Source organism: Paraburkholderia acidiphila (genome assembly GCF_009789655.1).
In the GTDB taxonomy this organism is placed as follows: domain Bacteria; phylum Pseudomonadota; class Gammaproteobacteria; order Burkholderiales; family Burkholderiaceae; genus Paraburkholderia; species Paraburkholderia acidiphila.
Genome location: NZ_CP046909.1, coordinates 2,780,209 through 2,792,807, shown reverse-complemented (window position 1 = coordinate 2,792,807; position 12,599 = coordinate 2,780,209). Strand labels below are relative to the sequence as shown.

At 65.9% G+C, this 12,599-nt stretch carries 11 protein-coding genes and 1 pseudogene; 3 read left to right on the top strand and 9 right to left on the bottom strand.

What is annotated here, in order from left to right; genetic code table 11:
* Positions 1-100: 100 nt before the first annotated feature.
* The 7 genes and pseudogenes from FAZ97_RS12630 to FAZ97_RS12600 all read right to left on the bottom strand — a co-directional run bounded on the left by FAZ97_RS12630 (position 101) and on the right by FAZ97_RS12600 (position 6,446).
* The gene (locus FAZ97_RS12630; RefSeq protein WP_158758725.1) at positions 101-895 is read right to left on the bottom strand and encodes a DODA-type extradiol aromatic ring-opening family dioxygenase; all 795 of its coding nucleotides are present in this window, start codon (positions 893-895) and stop codon (positions 101-103) included.
* Between the two features lie 150 nt (positions 896-1,045).
* Entirely contained in the window at positions 1,046-1,669 is a 624-nt protein-coding gene (locus FAZ97_RS12625) for a UbiX family flavin prenyltransferase (RefSeq protein WP_325073216.1), read from the bottom strand.
* Between the two features lie 156 nt (positions 1,670-1,825).
* Positions 1,826-2,137: a Grx4 family monothiol glutaredoxin gene (gene grxD / locus FAZ97_RS12620; protein WP_158758724.1), complete on the bottom strand. Its 312-nt coding sequence runs from the start codon at positions 2,135-2,137 to the stop codon at positions 1,826-1,828.
* A 108-nt stretch (positions 2,138-2,245) separates the two neighbouring features.
* Positions 2,246-3,100 carry a peptide chain release factor N(5)-glutamine methyltransferase gene (gene prmC, locus FAZ97_RS12615; RefSeq protein ID WP_158758723.1) on the bottom strand — a complete coding sequence of 285 codons (855 nt, stop codon included), beginning with the start codon at positions 3,098-3,100 and terminating at the stop codon, positions 2,246-2,248.
* Between the two features lie 13 nt (positions 3,101-3,113).
* Positions 3,114-4,196, bottom strand: a complete 1,083-nt coding sequence (gene prfA, locus FAZ97_RS12610) for a peptide chain release factor 1 (RefSeq protein WP_158758722.1) — start codon at positions 4,194-4,196, stop codon at positions 3,114-3,116.
* A 189-nt stretch (positions 4,197-4,385) separates the two neighbouring features.
* Positions 4,386-5,672: pseudogene (gene hemA, locus FAZ97_RS12605) on the bottom strand (glutamyl-tRNA reductase); the annotation flags it as partial.
* Positions 5,673-5,699: 27 nt separating this feature from the next.
* Positions 5,700-6,446 carry a response regulator transcription factor gene (locus FAZ97_RS12600; protein ID WP_158759159.1) on the bottom strand — a complete coding sequence of 249 codons (747 nt, stop codon included), beginning with the start codon at positions 6,444-6,446 and terminating at the stop codon, positions 5,700-5,702.
* A 195-nt stretch (positions 6,447-6,641) separates the two neighbouring features.
* On the opposite strand from FAZ97_RS12600, the gene FAZ97_RS12595 reads away from it, so the two are divergent.
* The 3 genes from FAZ97_RS12595 (at position 6,642) to FAZ97_RS12585 (ending at position 9,451) form a co-directional block, all read left to right on the top strand.
* Complete coding sequence (locus tag FAZ97_RS12595; protein WP_158758720.1) at positions 6,642-6,899, top strand: hypothetical protein; 258 nt, start codon at positions 6,642-6,644, stop codon at positions 6,897-6,899.
* Between the two features lie 70 nt (positions 6,900-6,969).
* The gene (locus FAZ97_RS12590; RefSeq protein ID WP_158758719.1) at positions 6,970-8,784 is read left to right on the top strand and encodes an aminopeptidase P family protein; all 1,815 of its coding nucleotides are present in this window, start codon (positions 6,970-6,972) and stop codon (positions 8,782-8,784) included.
* Positions 8,785-8,827: 43 nt separating this feature from the next.
* Positions 8,828-9,451, top strand: a complete 624-nt coding sequence (locus FAZ97_RS12585; RefSeq protein WP_158758718.1) for an HAD family hydrolase — start codon at positions 8,828-8,830, stop codon at positions 9,449-9,451.
* 26 nt (positions 9,452-9,477) lie between these two features.
* Here the strand turns inward: FAZ97_RS12585 and FAZ97_RS12580 are convergent, their stop codons facing one another.
* Complete coding sequence (locus tag FAZ97_RS12580) at positions 9,478-10,641, bottom strand: DUF748 domain-containing protein (RefSeq protein WP_158758717.1); 1,164 nt, start codon at positions 10,639-10,641, stop codon at positions 9,478-9,480.
* Positions 10,642-10,787: 146 nt separating this feature from the next.
* Positions 10,788-12,452: an energy-dependent translational throttle protein EttA gene (ettA, locus tag FAZ97_RS12575; RefSeq protein WP_134747641.1), complete on the bottom strand. Its 1,665-nt coding sequence runs from the start codon at positions 12,450-12,452 to the stop codon at positions 10,788-10,790.
* Between the last annotated feature and the right edge of the window lie 147 nt (positions 12,453-12,599).

The window sequence follows — 12,599 nt, the reverse complement described above, 5'->3', positions numbered from 1 at the left end:
TGAGCGTCGCGCAATACGAAAAGCCCGCCTGAAGCGATTCAGGCGGGCTTTTGATTTCTGAGCAAACGCGGAGCCCGTGTGTCGGCTCGCAGTGGCGGCGTTATTGCACCGCGCTGCCGAATACGTAGTTCGTCATCGCGAGCGCACGCTGGTAGGTGCCGAGCGACTGCACACCGAGCGTGTAGTCATCGTCCGCTGCGCCGAGCGCGGTAAAGACGGGCAGCAGATGCTCGTCAGTGGGGTGCATGAGCACGGCGTGCGGCGCACGCTGGCGGTAGTCGAGCAATGCGTCGATGTCGCGCGCGGCGAGATGATTCTCGAACCACTCGGTGAACTCGTCCACGCGCGGATCGGCGTCTTCCGGGCGCGCCGAGAAGTCCGCCTCGCGCAGGTTGTGCGTGATCTGGCCCGAGCCGATCACCATCACGCCTTCGTCGCGCAGCGAGCGCAGCGCGCGGCCCAGCGCGAAGTGATGTGCGGCGTTCGCGCGCGGCTGGACCGAGAGTTGAGCCACGGGCACGTCGGCCTCGGGGAACATCAGCAGCATGGGCACCCACGCGCCATGGTCGAGGCCATGCGCCTCTTCATCGACGGGAACGCCTTGCTCGCGCAACAGCGCCGCTGCGCGCTGCGCCATCTCTGGCGCGCCTGGCGCCGGGTACTGGATTTCGTAGAGCGCGCGCGGAAAGCCATAGAAGTCGTGGATCGTTTCGGGCTGCGTGGCGGTGCTCACCGTGGGGCGCATCGTGCCCCAATGCGCGGAGAGCATGAGCACCGACTGCGGACGCGGCAAATGCTGCGAGAGCGCGGTAAAGCCGCCAGAAGGCAGCGACGGGTCGATCGGCAGCGTAGGCGCACCGTGCGAGAGGAAAAGGGTAGGCGTGCGGGTGGTCATGATCGTGGGCTGGCCGCGCCGGGGCGGTCCAAAAGTATCGTATTGCGATCAATATAAGACCCAACCGTCGCGAATTAAACGGGGCGAAAGGGAATTGATTGTATCGCCGATATTGATAATCGACGTGGCGCGGAAAGATGCAGCGGGCGCTTACTCGTCGCCGCCGCGCAGCCCCGGCCACGCGGGCGAGAGGGCGGGCCCGAGCGCGAACAGGTCGAGCACGCGCGCGACCGTGTGATCGACCATCTCGTCGATCGAAGCCGGCTGGTTGTAGAAAGCCGGCAACGGCGGGAAGATCACGCCGCCCATTTCGGTCACGGCCGTCATGTTGCGCAGATGCGCGAGGTTGAACGGCGTTTCGCGCACGAGCAGCACGAGACGGCGGCGTTCCTTGAGTGTGACGTCGGCGGCGCGCGCGATCAGATTGTCGGACAGACCGTGGGCGACGCTCGCAAGCGTCTTCATCGAGCAGGGCGCGACGATCATGCCATCGGTCGCGAACGAGCCGGACGCGATGGTCGCGCCGACGTCGCGTACCGAATGCACGACGTCGGCGCGCGCGTGTAAATCGTCCTTCGTGAGCTGCAGCTCGTGCTGGATGTTGAGCCAGCCCGCGGCGGAAACGAGCAGGTGCGTTTCGACGCCGCCCAGCCGCCGCAGCGTGTCTAGCATGCGCACGCCGTAGATCGCGCCCGTGGCTCCCGTGATCGCGACGATCAGCCGGCGTTGCGGCAGGTGTGCGATAGCGGATGAGGCTTGGGAGGCGGTATTCACGTCGGGCGGGCAGGCGGGAGTCGAAGCGAAGGTGAGGCGAGGTCGAGGCGAAGTCCAGGTGCCTGGCGCCTCACGATAAGCGCCGGCGTCGCATGCCGTGCGCTCGGGGGGCGCAGGCGCAACGCGGTGCGCCCGACGCCGCCCCGTAACCGGCAATTACGCCGCGGCGAAGAGCTGCTGCAGCTCGCCGTTCTGGTACATCTCCATCATGATGTCCGAGCCGCCGATGAACTCGCCCTTCACGTAGAGCTGCGGAATGGTCGGCCAGTTCGAGAATTCCTTGATGCCCTGGCGGACCGCGTCGTCCTCGAGCACGTTGACGGTCTTGAACTGATCGACGCCGCAGGCTTTCAGGATCTGCACCGCGCGACCGGAGAAGCCGCACATCGGGAACTGCGCGTTGCCCTTCATGAAGAGGACGACAGCGTTTTCGTCGACGATCTGCTTGATGCGTTGTTGGGTGTCCATGACTGACCTTGCGATTGAATTGATGCTGAATACGTTGGATTGCAGGATGAAATGATAGCGGATTTCGCCTGAGCGGGCCGGGCGTGGCCTGCGTTGAGCGCAGTTGCGCTATTCAGCCGGCAACGGAAGACGCCCGCCGCTGATGCGCTCGATGCCGGCCAGATCGCGTTCGGAGCGCACGTCCGTGAAACCGGCGCTTTCCAGCAACGCCCGTACGGCGCCCGCCTGGTCGTAGCCGTGTTCCATCCAGAGCACGCCACCCGGCACGAGCCGGGCCGGTGCGCCCGCTACGATCGCGCGCAGGGCGGTGAGGCCGTCGGCTTCGTCGGTGAGCGCGCCGCGCGGCTCGAAGCGCAGGTCGCCTTGTTCCAGATGCGGGTCGCCGCTCGCGATGTACGGCGGATTGCTCACGATCGCCTCGAAGCGCAGCGCCGGTTCGAGCGCGTCGTACCAGCTGCCCGCGACGAACGCGAGCGGGCCGCCGGGGCGCTGCGCGTCGAGCAGCTTCGCGGCGTTGCGCGCAGCCACGTCGAGCGCGGCCGCCGAGCGGTCGACGGCCCAGACGCGCGCATCCGGCCGTGCCGAGGCGAGCGCCACCGCAATCGCGCCGCTGCCGGTGCCGAGGTCGAGCAAGCGCGGCTGGGCGATGCCTTCGAGCGCCGCGAGCGCGGTTTCCACGAGCACCTCGGTATCGGGACGCGGAATCAGCACATCGCGCGTTACGTCGAAGTCGAGACCGTAGAACTCGCGCGCGCCCACGAGCTGCGCGATCGGCTCGCCTTGCACGCGGCGCGCTTCGAGGTCGCGGTAGGCCGCGACAAAGCTCGCTTCGAGCGCCTCGTCGCCGCGCGTGATGAGCTCGGTGCGGCGCCAGCCGAGTACGTGCATCAGCAGAATGCGCGTCTCCAGCACGGGCAGCGGCGAGGTGCGCAGCAGTGCGTCAGCGGTAACGGCTTCGCTCATATCTGGCGCACGCTCAATCCGCGTCGCCCAGCGACGCAAGCTGCTCGGCCTGATGCTCGGAGACGAGCGCGCCGATCAGTTCGCCGAGATCGCCGTCCATGATCGCTTCGAGGCGATAGAGCGTGAGGTTGATACGGTGATCGGTGAGCCGCCCCTGCGGAAAATTGTAGGTGCGGATACGCTCCGAGCGGTCGCCCGAGCCCACGAGGCTCTTGCGCGTGGCCGCTTCCTTCGCATGCTGCTCCTGGTACTGCTTGTCCTTGATACGCGCGGCGAGGACCTTGAGCGCGCGGTCCTTGTTCTTGTGCTGCGAGCGGTCGTCCTGGCACTCCACGACGATGCCGGTCGGAAGGTGCGTCACGCGCACGGCCGAATCGGTCTTGTTGATGTGCTGGCCGCCCGCGCCCGAGGCGCGGAACGTGTCGATGCGCAGGTCGGCGGGATTGATCTCGACTTCGCCGATCTCGTCGGCTTCCGGCATCACCGCGACCGTGCAGGCCGACGTGTGGATGCGGCCCTGCGTTTCGGTGGCCGGAACGCGCTGCACGCGATGGCCGCCCGACTCGAACTTGAGCTTCGAGTACGCCGCCTCGCCCGCAATGCGCACGATCACTTCCTTGTAGCCGCCCAGATCCGACTCGCTCGCCGACATCATTTCGATCTGCCAGCGGTTGCGCTCCGCGTAGCGCAGATACATGCGCAGCAGGTCGCCTGCGAACAGGGCCGACTCGTCGCCGCCCGTGCCCGCGCGGATTTCGAGGAACACGTTGCGGTCGTCGTTGGGGTCCTTCGGCAGCAGCATCATCTGCAATTCGTGCTGGAGCTGCGCCATGCGCTCGCGCGCGGCTTTCACCTCTTCTTCGGCGAAGTCGCGCATCGAGGCGTCGGAGAGCAGGTCTTTCGCCGCGGCCTCGTCGTCCTTGGCCTGACGCCACTGGCCGTAGTGCTCGACTACCGGCCCCAGTTCCGCGTGCTCGCGTGTGAGCTTGCGGTACTGGTCGCGGTTCGAGGTCACGTCGGGACGGCTCAACAGGTCGTTCAGCTCGGCCAGGCGCGTAGTCAGCTGGTCGAGCTTCGATTGCATGCTCGTTTTCATCGGGCGGTGCGGAGCGGGCTCCGGATAGGACTGCGAGAAAGAAGAGGCGGGCGTGCGGCCCGATTGTGCACGGCGCGCATGGCGCGCGCCCGACAGTGAACGTCGCTAACGGTCCGATGAACCGGAAGAGTCAGAAGAGCCGGCGGAACGCGGCGAGGCGGTGACATCCGCTGCAGTCTGCGCGGCGTCGTCTGCCTTGGCCGGCTGGCCGTGGCGGTAAAAGCCGCCCATCAGTTCGATGAGCGAGTCGCGCTGATCGCCGCTCGACGTATTGAGCGCGTGCGTCGGGCCGTGGATCAGCTTGTTGGTGAGCGACTGCGACAGTGCTTCGAGCACCGCGGTTGGGTCGTCGCCGCGCGCGAGCATCTTGCGGGCGCGTTCGAGCTCGGCGCGACGCAGCGCGTCGGCCTGGGTGTGCATGTGGCGGATGACCGGCACGATGCTGCGCGAGTCGAGCCACTGCATGAAGTTCGCCACGCGCGACTCGATGATCGTCTCGGCCTGCGCGACGGCGGCCTGGCGCGAGGCATTGCCTTCGCGCACGATCGTGCCGAGATCGTCGACGGTATAGAGGAACACGTCTTCGAGCTGGGCGACTTCGGGTTCGATGTCGCGCGGCACCGCGAGGTCGACCATGAAAATAGGGCGGTGCCGACGCGCTTTCACCGCGCGCTCCACCGCGCCCAGGCCGATGATAGGCAGCGTGGACGCCGTGCACGAGACGATGATGTCGAATTCGTGCATGCGCGTAGGCAAGTCGGAGAGCGGAATGGCGCGGCCGCCGAAACGTTCGGCAACATAGCGCCCACGCTCGGCGGTGCGATTGGCGACGACCAGTTCGCGCGGCTGCTGCGCGGCGAAGTGCGCGGCGCACAGTTCGATCATTTCGCCCGCGCCGATGAAGAGCACGCGCTGGTTGGCAATCTTGTCGAAGATGCGCTGCGCGAGGCGCACGGCGGCGGCGGCCATGGAGACCGATTGGGCGCCGATCTCGGTCGTGCTGCGCACTTCCTTCGCCACGGCGAAGGTGCGTTGGAACAACTGGTTCAAATAAGTGCCGAGTGCTCCGGCCTCGGTCGCGGTACGAACCGCGGTCTTCATCTGGCCGACGATCTGCGTCTCGCCCAGCACCATCGAATCGAGCCCCGAAGCCACCCGGAACGCGTGACGCACCGCTTCGGACTGCGGCAGCGTGTAGACGTGCGGCGCCAGTTCCTCTTCGCGCAGGCCGTGATACTGCGAAAGCCAGCTCACGGCGGCGTCGCGCGAGCTTTGCGCGTCGGTCGCGCAGTAGAGCTCGGTGCGGTTACAGGTGGAGAGAATGGCGGCTTCCGGCGCGCTCAGCGAACGCTTGCCGGACCACGCTTCCTTGAACAGGGCGAGCGCGGGCTTGATCTGTTCGAGCGGAAACGCCACGCGTTCGCGCAAGGCGACGGGCGCGGTGTGGTGATTGATTCCGATCGTTAGAAGCTGCATACCATGGGGGCAAGATTTAGGCGGATATTATAACTTTTCCTCGCTTCCGACATTCACGTCGACAGAGTCCGACATTCTGGTAGGTGATATGGGGAGCCTTTCGAGCTGGTAGCCAAAGCCGTACAAAGTGGTCAAACGCCAGCCATGCTCGGGCCCAAGCTGCAATTTGCTGCGCAGCCGGGAGGCGTGCGTGTCGAGCGTGCGCGACCTAACGTCGCGGTTCAGATTCCATACGGTTTCAAGGATGCGCGCGCGCGAAACGGGGCGCGATGCGTTGGTGAAGAGCAGCAGCGCGAACCGGTATTCCTTGGGCGTGAGCGTGACGGTGTGACCCCGAAACGACACTTCATAGCGCCCGGAGTCGAAGAGGTAGTCCCCAAAGCCGTGACGGGCGCGGTTGCGTGGCCGGCGCACGCCGGCGCGGCGCAGGAGCGCGTCGATGCGCGCGAGCATTTCGGGGCCGCGCACAGGCTTCGCGATGCAGTCGTCCGCGCCGGCCTGCAGGCTTGCGACGATCTCGCTTTCATGGGGTGCGATCATCAGGGCGATGGCGGGCAGACCCGGGAGCAGCTTGCGCACCTGAGGGATGACGTCGTCAGCGCCGACGTCGCCGCACCACCATGCCGCGATCAAGAGATCGAAGGTTTCGTCTTCGAGGGTTTCGAAGAGCTGTGCGCCAAGCGGGAAGTGCTGGCATGCGTGCCCGCCCGCAATGAGCAGGCGGACGAGGGTTTCGGCCTGACGGGCGTCGGGTTCGACAAGGGCGATTCGCATACGAGAGAGTGCGGCTGGAGCGGCCCGGATGCGCTTGCCTTGCGCCATCCTGCCCCCTACACTCAACCGCTACGCGGGAAGCGCCGAGCCGACCGTTTTCCAGTTTTAAAAGAGACTAACCAAGTTACAAATGCTAGCTCTCGTGCTTCGGCAGTCCTATCAGACTTATCCGAAAACCTATAGGACAAGTCTCTGATGGGCTGGCCCGGTATTGTCATTCTTGGTCTGGTGGTGGGCTGTGCGGGATGGTGGCTCCATCCCTTGCGCCGTGCCGCACGTCACTCATTCGCGTTGGCGGCCATCGCCGGTGTGCTGGGTGCGGCGCTCGCGAACGCGGCCGGCAGTGCGACCGGGCTTTTCTACGATGGCGAATTGCTCCAGTGGCCGCTTTGCACCGCGCTCGCGCTCGTTTTCGTGGGCGTGTGCGTGGCGCTGCGCGCCCGCTGGAGCTGATCCGCACAAGCGCCCCCCCGGCTGACCACAAACCCAGATCTTCCGCATCGAATTCTTCGCAGGTGAAAACATGAACGCCCGACTCCCCGAAACCTCCTCGATTCCCGAACGCATTGCCGCACTGCGCGCCGCGATGGCGCGCGCCGGCGTGGACGCCGCCCTCGTGCCGTCCGCCGATCCGCATCTGTCCGAATACCTGCCGCGCCGCTGGCAGGGTCGCGAGTGGCTCTCGGGCTTCACCGGCTCGGTGGGCACGCTCGTGGTGACGAAGGATTTCGCGGGCGTGTGGGTCGACAGCCGTTACTGGGTGCAGGCCGAGCAGCAACTGGCCGGCACCGGCATCCAGCTCATGAAGATGATGGGCGGCCAGCAGAGCGCGCCGCACATTGACTGGCTCGCGCAGAACGTGCGCGCGGGCGGCGCCGTGGCCGTGGATGGCGCGGTGCTCGGCGTGGCCTCGGCGCGCGCGCTGGCCGACGCGCTCAAGGCGCGCGATGTCGCGCTGCGCACGGATCTCGATCTGCTCGACGATGTCTGGCAGGGCCGCCCGTCGCTGCCGCTCGAGCCCGTGTACGAGCACGTCGCGCCGCACGCCGACACGAGCCGCGCCGGCAAGCTCGAGCAAGTGCGCCGCGCGATGCAGGAGAAGGGCGCGCAGTGGCACTTCGTTTCCACGCTCGACGACCTCGCCTGGCTCTTCAACCTGCGCGGCGCGGACGTCAACTACAACCCGGTGTTCGTCGCGCACGCGCTGATCGGGCCGGACGAGGCGACGCTTTTTGTCGCCGACGGCAAGGTGAGCGAGGCGCTCGTGCAGTCGCTCGCGAAAGACAAGGTGCGCGTCGCGCCTTATGCCGAGGCCGCCGCCGCGCTCGCGGCGCTGCCCGCGAAGGCCGCGCTGCTCGTCGATCCGCGCCGCGTGACGTATGGCTTGCTGCAGGCGGTGTCGTCGGCGGTGAAGCTCGTGGAGTCGGTCAATCCGAGCACGTTCTTCAAGTCGCGCAAGACGGCCGCCGAAGCCGATCACGTGCGCGCGACCATGGAGCAGGACGGCGCGGCGCTCGCCGAATTCTTCGCGTGGTTCGAGGCGGCGCTTGGCCACGAGACCATCACCGAGCTGACCATCGACGAGAAGCTTTCCGCCGCGCGTGCGCGCCGTGCGGGCTTCAAGTCCCTCTCGTTCGCGACCATTGCGGGCTTCAACGCGAACGGCGCGATGCCGCACTACCGCGCCACGCCCGAATCGCACAGCGTGATCGAAGGCAATGGCCTCCTGCTGATCGACTCGGGCGGCCAGTACCTCGACGGCACGACGGACATCACGCGTGTCGTGCCCGTGGGCACGCCGAGCGCGGAGCAAAAGCGCGACTTCACGCTCGTGCTCAAGGGCATGATGGCGCTCTCGCGTGCGAAGTTCCCGCGCGGCATCCGCTCGCCGATGCTCGACGCCATCGCGCGCGCGCCGATCTGGGAAGCGGGTGCGGACTACGGCCACGGCACCGGCCACGGCGTGGGCTACTTCCTGAACGTGCACGAAGGCCCGCAGGTCATCTCGCACTACGCGCCGGCCGAGCCCTGGACCGCGATGGAAGAGGGCATGATCACCTCGGTCGAGCCGGGCATCTACCGGCCGGGCAAGTGGGGCGTGCGCATCGAAAATCTCGTGCTGAACCAGCGCGCCGAAACGACCGAGTTCGGCGACTTCCTCGACTTCGAGACGCTTACGCTCTGCCCGATCGACACGCGCTGCATTGACCTCGCGCTCTTGCGCGCGGACGAGCGCGAATGGCTCAATGCATACCACCAGACGGTGCGCGTGCGCGTGGCGCCGCACGTGAGCGGCGATGCGCTCGCGTGGCTCGAAAAGCGCACGCAGCCGATCTGATTCCCTCAGGTCATCAATGGGTGTTCAAGCGGAGCGCAAACGCATGGCGATCAAGGCAGTGGTGTTCGACTTCGGCGGGGTGCTCGTGGACTGGAGTCCCGAGCACCTCTATCGCAAGCTCATTCCCAACGACGATGAACGCCGCTGGTTCCTCACGAACGTCTGCAAGATGGACTGGGTGATCCGCCAGGACGGCGGCGAGCCCATCGCCATCGGCACCGAGGAACTGGTCGCGAAGTTTCCCGAACACGAGGCGCTTATCCGTGCGTTTTACGAACGCTGGCACGAGATGGTCGCCGGGCTGCTCGAGGGCGGCGTCGCCACCTTCGAGCGCCTGGAGGCGGCAGGCATGCCGATCTTCGGTCTCACGAACTGGTCGGCCGAGACGTTTCCGTGGGCGTGGGAGCGCTTCGGCATTCTGCGACGCTGCCGCGACGTCGTTGTTTCGGGCCGCGTGAAGCTCGTGAAGCCCGATCCGGCGATCTTCCACGAGATGTTCCGCCGTATCGAAGCGCAGTTGCCGGGCGTGAAGCCCGAGGAACTCGTTTTCATCGACGACAACGTGCACAACGCCGAAGCCGCCACCGCGCTCGGCTGGCACGGCGTGCATCACACGAGCAACGCCAGCACCGACGCGAAACTGCGCGAACTCGGCCTGCCGGTCTGACCAGGCTAAAGCCGGCGGCCCGCACACTATTTCGATGCAGGCGCCGGCACTGGCTGCAGCAGACTGCGCAGCGCGTCGGCGATCCCCTTCGCGGTTTGCCCGGCGCCCTGCGCCACCCCTTCGGCGCTCACGCCGAGCGCCTGCGCGAAGCCTGCGCGCAGTTCCGTGATCAAGTTTTCGTTGAGCTTGAATTTCGGATCGCGCAGGTTGCCTTCGAGCACGAAATGCAGCGTGATCTCACCCTTGTGTGCCTTCAATGCCGCTATGGCCGCGCGCGTCGGAATCGACAGGAAGGTGTCCACGGCGTCGCCGCTTTCAGCGAGTTGCAGGTTGTGCAGCGTGACCGTGCCGGGCGCGTGCAGGTGGTAGCCGCGCACGGTCGAGTTGAGATCGAGATCGAGCGTGCCGCCCGTTACATTGGCCTTTGCGCCGGCCTTTTTCAGCAGATAGGGATCGATCGTGCGCACATCCACGCCGCGCAGCGTCGTGTGGAGTTGCGAGTCCTTGCTCGCGATCTGCATCCAGCCGTTGAAGGTCATGCGTCCAGTGTGCTCCGGACCGACGACATTGCCCGTGACCGAAACGCGCGTCGGCTCCGTCAGCGCGGGCAGATGGACACTGTCGATGCTCGCTTGCGCGCGGTTCACCGTGACGCGCCACGGCGGATTGCTCACCGAGCGGTCGTAGAAGTCGAACGTGCCGTTTTCGAAGCCAATATGGTCGATGACCTTTTCCTCAGGCAGGCTGCTTTCTCCCTGCGCGCCGCTCGCATCGCTCGCGGACGTGGCGCCTTGCGTCATGGCTTCGCGCAGATTCGGCAGGATCAGGATCGTGCCGCTTTCCCGGCGCAGCACCGTCATCGTGAAGTCGCTTACGGTGACGTCGCGAATATGCACGCGGTGCGAGAGCAGCGCGCGCAGGTCGGGTGTGATCGTGATGCGCGCGGCACGCAGCGTGTCGGCAGTGGGCCAGTTGGGCGGCGGTTTCAGGCGCACGTCGATGAGTTCGACGGACGACAGATCGAACGCCACGTTCACGCTCGCGGCCGTGCCGACGGGCGCCAGCGCGCCCTCCACATACGCCTTTGCCTCGCGCTGCAGCGCGTAGAGCGTGCCGAGCGCCGCGAGCACGAGTAGCGCGACGACAATCGCCACGATGAGGGGAACACGGTTGCGCAGCGGCATCGCCATGCGGAATTCCTTTGAGGAATGGCCGGAGTTCTGGCCCGAAGTGACCCTAAGCGTAGCGGCTTTCGAGCAACCGCCATGCCGCGCGTGCTGCCAGAACGACAACGGCGGCCCGCGGGCCGCCGTTGTTTGCTATCGATCCAGCACGCTTAGCGGCTGATCGGCTTGTAGCGCAGACGCTTCGGACGCGCGGCTTCTTCGCCGAGACGCTTGATCTTGTCGGCCTCGTACTCCTGATAGTTGCCGTCGAAGAACGTGACCTGCGAGTCGCCTTCGAACGCGAGGATGTGCGTGGCGATACGATCGAGGAACCAGCGATCGTGCGAAATCACCATGACCGAGCCCGCGAATTCGAGCAGGGCGTCTTCGAGCGCGCGCAGCGTTTCGACGTCGAGGTCGTTCGACGGTTCGTCGAGCAGCAGGACATTGCCGCCCGAAATGAGCGTCTTGGCCAGATGCAGACGGCCACGCTCGCCGCCCGACAGGTTGCCGACGATCTTCTGCTGATCGCCGCCCTTGAAGTTGAAGCGGCCGATGTACGCGCGCGAAGGCGTTTCGTACTTGCCAACCGTCAGCACGTCGGCGCCGCCCGAAACCGCTTCGAACACGGTCTTGTCGCCTTCGAGCGCGTCGCGGCTTTGATCGACGTAAGCGAGCTTGACCGTCGGGCCTTGCACGATCTCGCCCGAATCCGGCTGTTCCTTGCCCGTGAGCATGCGGAAGAGCGTCGACTTACCGGCGCCGTTCGGCCCGATGATGCCGACGATCGCGCCCGCGGGAATCTTGAAGCTCAGATCGTCGATGAGCAGACGGTCGCCGTAAGACTTGCTGACGTTCTTGAACTCGATGACTTCGTTGCCCAGACGCTCGCCCGCCGGAATGAAGATTTCCTGCGTTTCGTTGCGCTTCTGGTAATCCGAGCTCGACAGTTCCTCGAAGCGGGCGATACGCGCCTTCGACTTCGCCTGACGGCCCTTCGGGTTCTGGCGCACCCACTCCAGTTCCTTCTTGATCGCCTTCTGGCGTGCCGATTCCGTCGCTTCTTCCTGCTTCAGGCGCTCTTCCTTCTGGTCGAGCCAGCTGGAGTAGTTGCCCTTCCAGGGAATGCCGTGGCCGCGGTCGAGTTCGAGAATCCACTCGGCGGCGTTGTCGAGGAAGTAGCGATCATGGGTCACGGCGACCACGGTGCCGGGGAAGCGCGTGAGGAACTGTTCCAGCCACTCGACCGATTCGGCGTCGAGGTGGTTGGTCGGCTCGTCGAGCAGCAGCATGTCGGGCTTTTCGAGCAGCAGCTTGCACAGCGCCACGCGGCGCTTTTCACCGCCCGACAGATTGCCGATCTTCGCGTCCCAGGCCGGCAGGCGCAGGGCGTCAGCGGCGATTTCGATCTGCTGTTCCGCGCTGCCGTCGGTGGTCGCGAGGATCGCCTCGTACTTCGCCTGCTCGGCGGCGAGGGCGTCGAAGTCGGCGTCCGGTTCCGCGTAGGCGGCGTAAATCTCGTCGAGCTTCTTCTGCGCGTTGAACACGTCGCCGAGACCCTCTTCGACCGCTTCGCGCACGGTCTTTTCCGGGTCGAGTTGCGGTTCCTGCGGCAGATAGCCGATGTTGAGGTTGGGCATCGGCGTGGCTTCGCCTTCGATGTCCTTGTCGACGCCGGCCATGATCTTGATGAGCGTGGACTTGCCCGAGCCGTTCAGGCCGAGCAGGCCGATCTTCGCGCCGGGGAAGAACGACAGCGAGATGTCCTTCAGGATCTGGCGCTTGGGCGGCACGATCTTGCCGACCCGGTTCATGGTGAAGACGTATTGGGCCATGAGAGTGTCTTTGGAAACGGGAAAAAGGGGCGGAAGTATGTCTCGAACGCGGCGTGCGCCGCGTCGGAACCGCGAATTGGGGTGACGCGCAAAGCGCTATTGTACGGGGCGCGGGCGGCGGGGGAGTGACGCTTGCCTGCCGTCGGC